Consider the following 11772-nt stretch of genomic DNA (forward strand, 5'->3'; position numbering starts at 1 on the left):
GTGGGGGTTCGGTACGAGTTGCCGCGCGAGGTTGATTGCGGTCTGCGGGTTCGTAGGGGTTCGGTACGGGGTGCCGCGCGAGGTTGTGTGCGGTCTGCGGGTGGGTGGGGGTTGCTCGCGCAGTTCCTCGCGCCCCTTAGGGCGTCCACGCACGTCGGCCGCCAGCTCGGGGGCCTGATCGCGCCCACGCGGCGGAGGCGCACATCGGAACAGCCTCACGCCCCTCAGGGCGTCCACGCACGTCCGCCGCCAGCTCAGGGCCTGATCGCGCCCACGCGGCGGAGGCGCATCGGAACAGCCTCACGCCCCTCAGGGCGTCCACGCACGTCCGCCACCACCTCAGGGCCTGATCGCGCCCACGCGGCGGAGGCGCATCGGAACAGCCTCACGCCCCTCAGGGCGTCCACGCACGTCCGCCACCAGCTCAGGGCCTGATCGCGCCCACGCGGCAGAGCCGCACATCGGAACAGCCTCGCGCCCCTCAGGGCGTCCACGCACGTCGGCCGCCAGCTCGGGGGCTTGATCTCGGCCACGCGGTGGAGTCGCGTGTCCCCTTGAGGGGCGCCCGCTCTTGTTGGTTACCAGCTGGGGGGGCTGGCGATGGAGCGGGAGAGTACGTCGTTGAGGACCTGGGCCGTTTGTGGGACGTCCAGTTGGGAGTTGTCGATGATCGGGAGGCCCGAGCCGTACCAGCCGGCCATGCGGCCGTGGATGCGGGCGACCTCCTCGTCGGTGAGGCGGCGGTTGCCCGAGCGTTCGGCGTTGCGCTCCAGGACGATCTCCAGGCCCGGGAGCAGGACGACGGGGAGGAGGCCGGGGCCCACGTGGCGCTTCCAGCCGCCGAGGCCGACCACGGGACGGTCGGGGAAGACCGCGTCGTCGAGGATGCACGAGATGCCGTTGGCCAGGAAGTTGCGGGCGGCGAAGCCGCAGGTGCGGCGGGCGAGGCGGTACTGGGCCTCGGAGTTGTCGTTCCACCCGGACTGGGGGTCGGCGAAGCCCGAGCGGACCCATTCGCGTACGTCGTCGAGGCTGATGTGGGCCGTGGGGACCCGGCGGTGGTCCGCCCAGTACTTGGCGACGCTCGTCTTGCCGGCCCCCGCCGGACCGATGAGCAGGACCGCGAGGGTCGTGCCCGCCGGGTCGGGTGCCGTCGTGGTGGGCGGGGCGCTCGGCATACCGACGGGGCCGCCGGGCGGCAGCGGCACATGGCCCGTGGTCTCGGGTGTCGGCGGGACGTGGGCCTGCTGGGGCGCGGGCGGGACCGGTCCGGGGGGTGTGAAGCCCGGTGCCGGGGGCGGCGGGGGCACGGGAGCGGATCCCTGGTGCGGTGCGTGCGGGGCGGGCCCCTGGTGAGTGCCCGGGTGATGCGGACCCGAGTGTTGTGCGGCCGGCGTCCAGCCGTGCCCCGACTGGTGGGGCGGCGGCAGCGGAGAACCCACTGCGTGCTGCATCCGGTGCCACTCCATCTCGTCTTCCATGGCCATTGGCGCTGGCAGCAGGGCATGAACCCCGCTCTCCCCCACTGCCCGAAAGGCGTGGGGGGACACCCATCCGAACGGTACCGCCCCCGGCCGCCGTTTGGTGAACGGCCGGGGGCGGTCCGAAGTGCCCATCGCCACAGGCGAATCGGACGGAAGCGCGCTTGCGGGGACTTACTGGCCGACTTCGCCGTACGCGGCGAGCAGGACGGCCGGGTCGGGGCCCTCCAGGACGGTCGGCTTGGCCAGGCCGTCCAGCACGATGAAGCGCAGCAGGTTGCCGCGGGACTTCTTGTCGACCTTCATGGTCTCCAGCAGCTTGGGCCACTGGTCGTAGCGGTAGTGCAGCGGCAGGCCCACGGATTCGAGGATGGTGCGGTGGCGGTCGGCCGTCGCGTCGTCCAACCGCCCGGCGAGACGGCCGAGTTCGGCGGCGAAGTGCATGCCGACGGAGACCGCGGCGCCGTGCCGCCACTTGTAGCGCTCGTTCTTCTCGATGGCGTGGCCGAGGGTGTGGCCGTAGTTGAGGATCTCCCGCAGGCCGGACTCCTTCAGGTCCGAGGAGACGACCTCGGCCTTGACCCGGATGGAGCGCTCGATCAGCTCGGCCGTGTGCGGGCCCGCCGGGGTGCGGGCGGCCTCGGGGTCGGATTCGATGAGCTCCAGGATCGCCGGGTCGGCGATGAAGCCGGCCTTGATGATCTCGGCGAGCCCGGACACGTAGTCGTTGACCGGGAGGGAGTCCAGAGCCACCAGGTCGCAGAGCACACCGGCCGGCGGGTGGAAGGAGCCGACGAGGTTCTTGCCCTCGGCGGTGTTGATGCCGGTCTTGCCGCCGACGGCCGCGTCGACCATCGCGAGCACGGTGGTCGGTACGGCGATCCAACGCACCCCGCGCAGCCAGGTCGCGGCGACGAATCCGGCGAGGTCGGTGGTCGCGCCGCCGCCGACACCGACGACGACGTCGGTGCGGGTGAAGCCGGACTGGCCGAGCGCCTTCCAGCAGTAGGCGGCGACCTCGGCGGTCTTGGCCTCCTCGGCGTTGGGCACCTGGATGGCGACGGCCTCGTAGCCCTGGTCGGCGAGATCGGCCCGCAGCGCCTCGCCGGTCTCGGCCAGCGCCTCCGGGTGGACGACAGCGACCCGCTGGGCCTTGTCACCGATCAACCCGCCGAGCTCGCCCAGGAGTTGACGGCCCACCAGGACCTCGTAGGGCTCGCTGCCCGCGGTGCCGCCGACCTGGATCCGCGTCACTGCCTCGCTCATGCTTCCTTCAACTCCAGTGCGTCCAGGGCGGCTTGGGTCACTTCTTCGGGCGTACGGCCGTCGGTGGCCACGACCGCCGTGGCGACCCCCTCGTACAGATGACGGCGGGCCTCCATCAGCTCGCGCCACTGCTTGCGCGGGTTGACCGCGAGCAGCGGGCGGGCGGCGTTGAGGCCGGTGCGCTTGACCGCCTCCTCGACGTCCATCGACAGGTACGCCACCCGCTGCCCGGCCAGCAGCGCACGCGTGTCCTCGTCGAGGATCGCGCCGCCGCCGAGGGCCAGGACCCCGTCGTGCTCGGCGAGCGCCCGGCGCACCGCCTGCTTCTCGATCGCCCGGAAGGCGGACTCGCCCTCGTCGACGAAGATCTCGGCGATCGACCGGCCCTGCTCGGCCACGATGTCGTCGTCGGTGTCCCGGTAGACCACGCCGAGCCGCTCGGCCAGCAGCTGTCCGACGGTCGACTTGCCGACGCCCATCGGACCGACCAGGACGACCATGGGTGCTGCGCTCACCGGATGGCCAGGTTGTCGAGGTACGAACGCACATTGCGGCGGGTCTCGGTCACCGAGTCGCCGCCGAACTTCTCCGCCACCGCGTCCGCGAGCACGAGGGCCACCATGGCCTCGGCGACGATGCCGGCGGCGGGGACCGCGGACACGTCGGAGCGCTGGTGGTGCGCCTGCGTCGCCTCACCCGTGGTGACGTCCACGGTCTGCAGGGCGCGCGGCACGGTCGCGATCGGCTTCATCGCGGCGCGGACCCGCAGCAGCTCACCGGTGGTGAGGCCGCCCTCGGTGCCGCCGGAACGGCCGGAGACGCGGCGGATGCCCTCGGGCGTGTTCACGATCTCGTCGTGCGCCTTGGAGCCGGGCACGCGGGCGAGCTCGAAGCCGTCGCCGAGTTCGACGCCCTTGATCGCCTGGATGCCCATGAGAGCACCGGCGAGACGGGCGTCCAGCTTGCGGTCCCAGTGCACGTGCGAGCCGAGGCCCACGGGAACGCCGTACGCGAGCACCTCGACCACACCACCGAGGGTGTCGCCGTCCTTGTGGGCCTGGTCGACCTCCGCGACCATCGCCTTCGACGCGTCCGCGTCCAGGCAGCGCAGCGGGTCGGCGTCCAGCTTCTCGACGTCGGCGGGCGTCGGGTACACACCCTGCGGCGCCTTCACCGAGCACAGCTCCACGACATGGCTGACGATCTCGACGCCGGCCGTCTCCTTCAGGTACGACCGGGCCACCGCGCCCAGCGCCACGCGGGCCGCCGTCTCACGGGCGGAGGCGCGCTCCAGGATCGGCCGGGCCTCGTCGAAGCCGTACTTCTGCATGCCCGCGAGGTCGGCGTGGCCGGGGCGCGGGCGGGTCAGCGGGGCGTTGCGGGCCAGGCCCGCGAGGATCTCGGGGTCGACCGGGTCGGCCGCCATGACCTGTTCCCACTTCGGCCACTCGGTGTTGCCCACCATGATCGCGACCGGAGAACCGAGGGTGAGGCCGTGCCGGACGCCGCCGAGGAAGGTGACCTCGTCGCGCTCGAACTTCATGCGCGCACCGCGTCCATAACCGAGCCGGCGCCGGGCCAGGTGGTCCGCCACCATCTCCGTGGTGATCGGCACGCCGGCGGGAAGGCCCTCCAGCGTCGCCACGAGTGCGGGACCGTGGGACTCCCCCGCGGTCAGCCAGCGCAACCTGCTCAACGGTGCTCCTCAGTGCTCGCGCCCTGGTACTGCCCTGCGTACGCGCGTCCTCGCGTACGTCGACGGCGTGACCAGGTGCGCGGCCCCGGCCCGCCACCTTCGATCCTCCCACGTCCGGGCCCGGTACCCGGCCGCCGGTCCACCAAGCGGACGGCGGGGCGACGGCGCCGGGCCCCGGAGGGGATCACACGGAGCTGTTGCCCTGGCCCTGTTGCGGCGCGTAAGCCCCGAGGAAATCGGCGCCGCTCGGCTGCCGCGCCGGCTGCGGCGCGGCCTGCTGGGGAGCGTACGGCCCCAGGTGGTCGGCGCCCCGCCCCTGTCCGTGCTGCGCCGCCACGTGGACGGCCTGTCCCCCGCGTGCCGCACGCCGACGGTCGATCTTGCGCTTCAGCTTGAAGACCCACGACCCGACGACGAGCAACACGATCAGGACCAGCACGGGGATCTGCACCCAGTCCGGCATGAACTGCAGGACGATCTCGAATATCTCGCCCTTGCCGGACGCCATCGGCACACCACTGGTCACGTCTGGTACTCCCCCTGTGCTCTTCTCCGCCCCCTGCGGAACTCAGCGGATCCTAGCGGGCCGCGAGAGCGCGCTCCCCCGCTTTTCGCATGGCCTCGACGGGCACCGCGACCCGGCCGGTCATCTGCTGTACCTGCAGGACCGCCTGGTGCACGAGCAGGTCGAGCCCGCTGACGACAGCTCCGCCGTACATGGACCACCGTGCCGCGAGGGCGGTCGGCCAGGGGTCGTAGAGCACGTCGAACAGGGTGGCGGGGCGCTCCGGTACGGACGCGGCCAGGGCATCCGTCGTACCGGCCGGGGTGGTCGCGATCACCAGCGGGGCACGCAGCGCCCGGTCCGCGTCGGCCCAGTCCGCCGTACGAATGTCGACGTCGAGGCGCTTGCCCCACTGCCGCATCTCGGCCGCGCGGGCCTCGCTGCGTACGTACGCCACGACCTCGCCGGTGCAGATGCGCGCGAGCGCGGCCAGGGCGGAGGACGCCGTGGCGCCCGCGCCGAGGATGGCAGCCGAGTCGACCTGTTCGATGCCGCGTTCCCGCAGTGCGGCGACCATCCCGGGGATGTCGGTGTTGTCGCCGACGCGGCGGCCGTCCTCGGTGAGGACGACGGTGTTGACCGCCTCGACGGATGCCGCCGTCTCGCTGATCTCGTCGAGCAGCGGGATGACGGCCCGCTTGAGCGGCATGGTCAACGACAGGCCGGCCCACTCCGGGCCGAGTTCCGCGAGGAACCCGGGAAGTGCGGCTTCGTCGATCTCGAACCGGTCGTACGACCAGCCCGTGAGCCCGAGTTCCTCGTAGGCGGCGCGATGCAGCACCGGGGAGAGGGAGTGGGCGATGGGCGAGCCCAGAACGGCCGCCCGGCGGGCGTCAGTTGCCCCTGCTCTCATTGAACTTGTCCTTGAGCTTCAAGAAATCGTCGTGGGTCTTGGCGAATTCCGTCTTGTTCACGCCGTCGGTCGCCACGAAGTAGTACCAACCCTGGTTTGTGGGATTCAGCGTCCCCTTCAGCGCACCCTCGCCCGGGTTTCCGATCGGACCGGGCGGCAGACCCTTCTGGGTGTACGTGTTGTACGGGTCCTGGTTGCTCTTGATCTCCGACTCGCTGATGTCGATATTGCTCTGGCCCTTCAGGTAATTGAAGGTCGAGTCGAACTGAAGGGCACCGTAGGTCTCGGGATTCGCGAGGTCGAGGCGGTTGTAGACCACCTCCGCCATCTTGCGGTAGTCGTCGTTCGTCTTGCCCTCGGCCTGGACGAGGCTCGCGACCGTGATGACCTGCAGCGGGTTGTCCAGCTTGAGGGCCTTGGCCTTGGTCTCCAGGTTCAGCTCGTCGTACTTGTCCGCGGCGTGGGTGACCATTTCCTTGAGGACCACCTCGGGCTTCATGCCCTTGGCGGCAGGGTAGGTGCCCGGGTAGAGGAAGCCCTCCAGCGGATCCTTGATCTCACTGTTGCTGTTCGCCCAGCTCGGAAGTCCGAGGCTCTTGTATTTGTCCTCGGCGATCTTCTCGGTGGTGCCGGCCGACAATTCGAGCTTTTCGTCGATCGTCTTGTAGACGGCCTTGTTGCGCTCTCCGGGCCTGACCAGGACGTTGTTCTGGCTTTCGGGGCTGAGCATCATCTCGACGGCGCTGGCGGCGGACATCTGTTTCTTCAGCAGATAGGCACCCGCCTGGATCTTGTCCCCGTTGGCGTTCTGCTGCTGAGCGGCGACGAAAGCGTCGACGCTCTTCACGACGCCGGCCGCCTTGAGCTTCTGCCCGATCTCGGATCCGAACGCGCCCTTGGGGATCTCGACGGTCACCGTCTCGCTCGTGCCGTCACCCGCGAAGTCCGGCGCATCGCCGAAACGATCCTGGTAAAACTGATAACCGAAATATCCGACCCCGGCGACTCCGCCGCCGAAGATCAGCACGACCACCAGACAGGCCATCCCGCTGCGCCGCTTCTTGGGCTTTCCGCCCCGGCCCTTACGGTCACCGCGGCCGCGGCCGCCTCCCGACTCATCGTCGGAATCGTCCACGCCCTCGTCGCCGCCACCGGCGAAGAAGGCGTGCTCGCCCTGGTCAGGACCGGGATCCCAGTCGGTCTGGGGCGGTTCCGGCTCGGCTTGCCGGCGGCTCGGCGGCGCCGGCGGCGGGTACGCGTCGGGGGTGCCGTAGTAGTCGGGCTGCTCACCGCCGAACGCCGCGGCCTGCTGGCCGTACGGGTCCGCCGGGTCGGGGTACTGGGTGTGCCCATGTGTGCCGTCGGCCCAGCCGTTGTTGTCGTACGGCTGCTGTCCCTGGCCCGGGTACTGCTGCTGTTCGTACTGGTGCGGGTACTGCTGGCCCTGCTGCTGGTACTGCTGGCCCTGCTCCGGGTACTGCTCACCCTGCTGCTGGTACTGCTGCGCCTGACCGTATACGGCCTGCTGGCCGTTGCCCCAGTCGCCGTAGTGCTGCGGCTCCTGCTGCGACTGCTCCGGATAGTGCTGCGGCTGGCCGCCGTAGGCAGCCTGATGGCCCGCGTGGGCCTGCTGCCCTTCCCATCCGCCGTCCCCGAACAACGGGTCCTCGGGATGCCACGGTTCGGAGCCTGGGCCCCGGCCATACTCAGTCATCGATCCCCTAGAGCCGCGAGGCGGCGGTCACGCGGCTGCTGAAGATCCGGTTCCCGTCCCGCCTCTCTTTGTGCCCCGGCTGTTCGAACACCGGTGCATCGCGCGGAACGTTACCGTATCGCGATCAGATAACCACTTCGACGCTCTCTCCGGGTGCTTTACCTGACACCCGTTCGGATTCGAGCGCCTGCTGCAGGATGATCACAGCGGCCGCCTGGTCGATCACCGACCGGCCCTTCTTCGACTTCACCCCCGAAGCGCGCAGTCCCTGACTGGCCGTCACGGTCGTCATCCGCTCATCCACAAGCCTGACCGGTACGGGCGCGATCATGCGGGCCAGTTCCTGGGTGAAGCCCCTGACCTTGACCGCGGCCGGGCCCTCGCCCCCCTTGAGGGAGCGAGGGAGACCTACGACGACCTCGATCGGCTCGTACTCGTCGACGAGTTGCCTGAGGCGGCGGTGAGCTGCCGGGACGTCCCGGCCCGGGACCGTCTCCACCGGGGTGGCGAGGATCCCGTCCGGGTCGCACGAGGCGACGCCGATGCGGGCGTCCCCCACGTCGATGGCGAGGCGACGGCCGCGGCGCATGCCCGGGCCGTCACCACTCGCCGCTGCTTCGGCGCTCACTTGGCCGTGTCCGCCACGAGCCGCTCGACGGCGTCGACGGCCTCGCCGACGGCGGCCGGGTTCTGGCCGCCGCCCTGGGCGACGTCCGGCTTGCCGCCACCGCCGCCGCCGAGCGTCTTGGCGGCCGTACGGACCAGGTCACCGGCCTTGAGGCCACGCTCGCGGGCGGCCTCGTTGGTGGCGATGACCGTGAGCGGCTTGCCGTTGCTGACCGCGAAGAGGGCGACCACGGCGGCGCGTCCGCCCTGGATGCGGCCGCGCACGTCGAGGACCAGCTTGCGCAGGTCGTCGGCCGTGGTGCCGTCCGGGACCTGGCCGGTGACGACGGCGATGCCGCGGACGTCCTTGGCTGACTCGGCGAGACCGGCGGCAGCCTGGAGTACCTTCTCGGCGCGGAACTTCTCGATCTCCTTCTCGGCGTCCTTGAGCTTGCCGAGCATGGCGGAGACCTTCTCCGGGAGCTCCTCCGGACGGCCCTTGATCAGCTCCTGGAGCTGGGCGACGACCGTGTGCTCACGGGCGAGGAAGTTGTAGGCGTCCACGCCGACCAGGGCCTCGATACGGCGCACACCGGAGCCGATGGACGACTCGCCGAGCAGCTTTACCAGGCCGAGCTGGGCGGTGTTGTGCACATGCGTGCCACCGCAGAGCTCCTTGGAGAAGTCGCCGATGGTCACGACGCGGACGCGCTCGCCGTACTTCTCGCCGAACTCGGCGATGGCGCCCTGCTTCTTGGCCTCGTCGATGCCCATGACCTCGGCGTGCACGTCAAGATCGCGGGCGAGCACCTCGTTGATCTTCTGCTCGACGTCGGTCATCACTGCCGTCGGCACGGCGGACGGCGAACCGAAGTCGAAGCGGAAGCGGCCGGGCTGGTTCTCGGAACCGGCCTGCGCGGCCGTCGGGCCGAGGGCGTCACGCAGGGCCTGGTGGGTGAGGTGCGTGGCCGAGTGGGCGCGGGCGATGGCCCTGCGGCGGAGCGAGTCGATGGAGGCGTGCGCCTTGGCGCCGACCGTCACCTCGCCGACCTGGACGACGCCCTTGTGGACGTACACACCCGGGACCGGCTTCTGGCAGTCGCGGATCTCGATGACGGCACCCGTGTCGACCTTGATGCGGCCGGTGTCGCCGATCTGGCCACCGCCCTCGGCGTAGAACGGGGTGCGGTCGAGGACGATCTCGACCTCGTCGCCCTCGGTGGCGGCCGGGGAGGAGGCGCCGTCGACGAGGATGCCGACGATGGTGGACTCGCCTTCGGTGTCGCCGTAGCCGATGAACTCGGTCTCACCGACCTTGTCGGCGATCTCCCGGTAGGCGCCGGCGCCGGCGTGGCCGGTCTTCTTGGCCTGGGCGTCGGCCTTGGCGCGCTCCCGCTGCTCCTTCATCAGGCGGCGGAAGCCGTCCTCGTCCACGGAAAGCCCCTGCTCGGCGGCCATCTCCAGGGTGAGGTCGATCGGGAAGCCCCAGGTGTCGTGGAGCAGGAAGGCCTTGTCGCCGGCCAGCACGGTAGAGCCCGCGGCCTTGGTGTCGCTGACGGCCGTGTCGAGGATGTTGGTGCCGGCCTTCAGCGTCTTGAGGAAGGCGTTCTCCTCGGCGAGGGCGACCTTCTCGATGCGCTCGCGGTCGGTGACGAGCTCCGGGTACTGCTGGCCCATCATGCCGATGACGACATCGATCAGGTCCTTGACGACCGGACCGGTGGCGCCGAGCAGACGCATGTTGCGGATGGCGCGGCGCATGATGCGGCGCAGCACGTAGCCACGGCCCTCGTTGCCGGGCGTCACGCCGTCGCCGATGAGCATCACCGACGTGCGCATGTGGTCGGTGACCACGCGCAGGGACACGTCCGAGGCGTGGGCGTCGCCGTACGCCACACCCGTCAGGTCGGTGGCCTTCTTGATGACGGCCATGGAGGTGTCGATCTCGTACATGTTCTGCACGCCCTGCAGAATCATGGCGAGGCGCTCCAGGCCGAGGCCGGTGTCGATGTTCTTGCTCGGGAGCTCGCCGAGGATCTCGAAGTTGTCCTTGCCGACGCCCTCGCCCCGCTCGTACTGCATGAAGACGAGGTTCCAGATCTCCACGTACCGCTCGTCGTTGACGGCGGGGCCGCCCTCGACGCCGAACTCGGGGCCGCGGTCGTAGTTGATCTCGGAACAGGGGCCGCACGGGCCGGGGACGCCCATGGACCAGTAGTTGTCCTTCATGCCGAGGCGCTGGATGCGCTCCTTCGGCACGCCGACGACGTCGTGCCAGATGCGCTCGGCCTCGTCGTCGTCCTTGTAGACGGTGATCCAGAGCTTCTCCGGCTCCAGGCCGTAACCGCCCTTGTCCTGGGGGCTGGTGAGCAGCTCCCAGGCGTACTTGATGGCGCCTTCTTTGAAGTAGTCGCCGAAGGAGAAGTTGCCGCACATCTGGAAGAAGGTGCCGTGCCGGGTGGTCTTGCCGACCTCTTCGATGTCCGGCGTGCGCACGCACTTCTGGACGCTGGTGGCGCGGTCGAAGGGCGGCTTGACCTCACCCAGGAAGTAGGGCTTGAAGGGCACCATGCCGGCCGGGACGAGGAGCAGAGTCGGGTCGTCCGCGATGAGCGACGCCGAAGGGACGACGGTGTGCCCGCGCTCCTCGAAGAAGCTCAGCCAGCGGCGGCGAATCTCGGCCGACTCCATCAGTGGTCCTCGTTTCGGTTGTCCGTGTACGTCGTGTTGTCGATGACGTACGTCTTCGGCTTGTTGCGGTTCTCGATGGCGGTGTACCGCCGGGCTGCGGGAAGTTCGGGGGACTCCTGGATGCCCAGGGCCTCTTCGAGTTCGGCCTCCCGCTGGGCCATGTTGTCGCGGACGTCGAGGGCGAAGCCCACCGCGCGGTCCTTGAGCCGGTGACCCGCCTCGATCGCCTTGTTCGTCGCGGTCGCGGCGAGGCTCTCGGGGGTCAGCTGCTTCAGCTTCCGGTTGACCTTGGTGGTGGCCCACACACCGGCGGCGACGCCCGTGGTGAACCAGAACGTACGGCGGAACATGCTGGGTCTCAGTCCCTCTTTCCGCGGAGGTTGCGCTTGCCCCGCCGCGACGCCGGAACCGTGCGGCCCACGATCACGGTGCGCCGGGGTGCCTTGGCGGGTTCGTCGTCCTTGCGGCCACCGAGGGCACGGCGCACGCCGTAGCCGAAGGCCGCGACCTTGACCAGGGGGCCGCCGAACGTGGAGGCGACGGTGGTCGACAGTGCGGAGGCGTTCGACGTGACCTCCTGGACATCGGAGGCGATCGCGTCGACCCGGTCGATCTGGGTCTGTGCGGAGCGCACGGCCGAGGAGGCGTCTGCCAGGAGCGGGACAGCCTGGTCGGTCACGTCCGCGACCAGCTTGGTGGTCGCCCTGAGTGTCTGGGCCAGCCTCGCCAACGCGACGGCGAGGAAGGAGACCAGAATCGCCCAGAAGACGGCCACCAGGATCCCGGCCACCTCTCCACCGGACACTGTGTGCACCCGCTCCCTGAAACGTGCCTCTACATCGGTCTGCATCGAAAAAGTCGTGCACCGAGCCTATCGCGCCGGGGATGCCGCTCCACACC

The 11772-nt window shown here is 70.1% G+C and carries 11 protein-coding genes; all 11 read right to left on the reverse strand.

The window, feature by feature from the left end:
* Window positions 1–578 precede the first annotated feature (578 nt).
* Entirely contained in the window at window positions 579–1454 is an 876-nt protein-coding gene (locus ADK36_RS21920; protein WP_078916178.1) for a Pro-rich N-terminal domain-containing protein, read from the reverse strand.
* Between the two features lie 201 nt (window positions 1455–1655).
* Window positions 1656–2747, reverse strand: a complete 1092-nt coding sequence (gene aroB / locus ADK36_RS21925; RefSeq protein ID WP_048581073.1) for a 3-dehydroquinate synthase — start codon at window positions 2745–2747, stop codon at window positions 1656–1658.
* Window positions 2744–3247 carry a shikimate kinase gene (locus ADK36_RS21930; protein WP_107083678.1) on the reverse strand — a complete coding sequence of 168 codons (504 nt, stop codon included), beginning with the start codon at window positions 3245–3247 and terminating at the stop codon, window positions 2744–2746. Before ADK36_RS21930 ends, aroB begins: the two co-directional genes overlap by 4 nt.
* Window positions 3248–3258: 11 nt before the next feature.
* A complete protein-coding gene (gene aroC, locus ADK36_RS21935) occupies window positions 3259–4443 on the reverse strand; it encodes a chorismate synthase (protein ID WP_048581075.1) in 1185 nt (394 codons plus the stop codon).
* A 184-nt stretch (window positions 4444–4627) separates the two neighbouring features.
* Complete coding sequence (locus tag ADK36_RS21940; RefSeq protein ID WP_048581076.1) at window positions 4628–4969, reverse strand: hypothetical protein; 342 nt, start codon at window positions 4967–4969, stop codon at window positions 4628–4630.
* 52 nt (window positions 4970–5021) lie between these two features.
* Entirely contained in the window at window positions 5022–5861 is an 840-nt protein-coding gene (locus tag ADK36_RS21945) for a shikimate dehydrogenase (protein ID WP_048581077.1), read from the reverse strand.
* The gene (mltG, locus tag ADK36_RS21950; protein ID WP_048581078.1) at window positions 5842–7575 is read right to left on the reverse strand and encodes an endolytic transglycosylase MltG; all 1734 of its coding nucleotides are present in this window, start codon (window positions 7573–7575) and stop codon (window positions 5842–5844) included. Before mltG ends, ADK36_RS21945 begins: the two co-directional genes overlap by 20 nt.
* A 124-nt stretch (window positions 7576–7699) precedes the next feature.
* Complete coding sequence (gene ruvX, locus ADK36_RS21955; protein WP_048581079.1) at window positions 7700–8164, reverse strand: Holliday junction resolvase RuvX; 465 nt, start codon at window positions 8162–8164, stop codon at window positions 7700–7702.
* Between the two features lie 35 nt (window positions 8165–8199).
* Window positions 8200–10872, reverse strand: a complete 2673-nt coding sequence (gene alaS, locus ADK36_RS21960) for an alanine--tRNA ligase (RefSeq protein WP_048581080.1) — start codon at window positions 10870–10872, stop codon at window positions 8200–8202.
* On the reverse strand, window positions 10872–11222 hold the full coding sequence (locus ADK36_RS21965) for a hypothetical protein (RefSeq protein ID WP_048581081.1): 351 nt from the start codon (window positions 11220–11222) through the stop codon (window positions 10872–10874). Before ADK36_RS21965 ends, alaS begins: the two co-directional genes overlap by 1 nt.
* An 8-nt stretch (window positions 11223–11230) precedes the next feature.
* On the reverse strand, window positions 11231–11677 hold the full coding sequence (locus ADK36_RS21970; RefSeq protein ID WP_048581082.1) for a DUF948 domain-containing protein: 447 nt from the start codon (window positions 11675–11677) through the stop codon (window positions 11231–11233).
* Window positions 11678–11772 lie beyond the last annotated feature (95 nt).

The organism is Streptomyces viridochromogenes (assembly GCF_001270495.1).
Classification (GTDB): Bacteria; Actinomycetota; Actinomycetes; order Streptomycetales; family Streptomycetaceae; genus Streptomyces; species Streptomyces viridochromogenes_A.

What these genes read in the sequence shown, in the direction of transcription:
- ADK36_RS21930 (WP_107083678.1), bottom strand. Translation starts at nt 3,247, where the DNA reads ATGGTCGTCCTGGTCGGTCCGATGGGCGTCGGCAAGTCGACCGTCGGA.
- ruvX (WP_048581079.1), bottom strand. Translation starts at nt 8,164, where the DNA reads ATGCGCCGCGGCCGTCGCCTCGCCATCGACGTGGGGGACGCCCGCATC.
- mltG (WP_048581078.1), bottom strand. Translation starts at nt 7,575, where the DNA reads ATGACTGAGTATGGCCGGGGCCCAGGCTCCGAACCGTGGCATCCCGAG.
- ADK36_RS21965 (WP_048581081.1), bottom strand. Translation starts at nt 11,222, where the DNA reads ATGTTCCGCCGTACGTTCTGGTTCACCACGGGCGTCGCCGCCGGTGTG.
- ADK36_RS21945 (WP_048581077.1), bottom strand. Translation starts at nt 5,861, where the DNA reads ATGAGAGCAGGGGCAACTGACGCCCGCCGGGCGGCCGTTCTGGGCTCG.
- ADK36_RS21920 (WP_078916178.1), bottom strand. Translation starts at nt 1,454, where the DNA reads ATGCAGCACGCAGTGGGTTCTCCGCTGCCGCCGCCCCACCAGTCGGGG.
- aroB (WP_048581073.1), bottom strand. Translation starts at nt 2,747, where the DNA reads ATGAGCGAGGCAGTGACGCGGATCCAGGTCGGCGGCACCGCGGGCAGC.
- alaS (WP_048581080.1), bottom strand. Translation starts at nt 10,872, where the DNA reads ATGGAGTCGGCCGAGATTCGCCGCCGCTGGCTGAGCTTCTTCGAGGAG.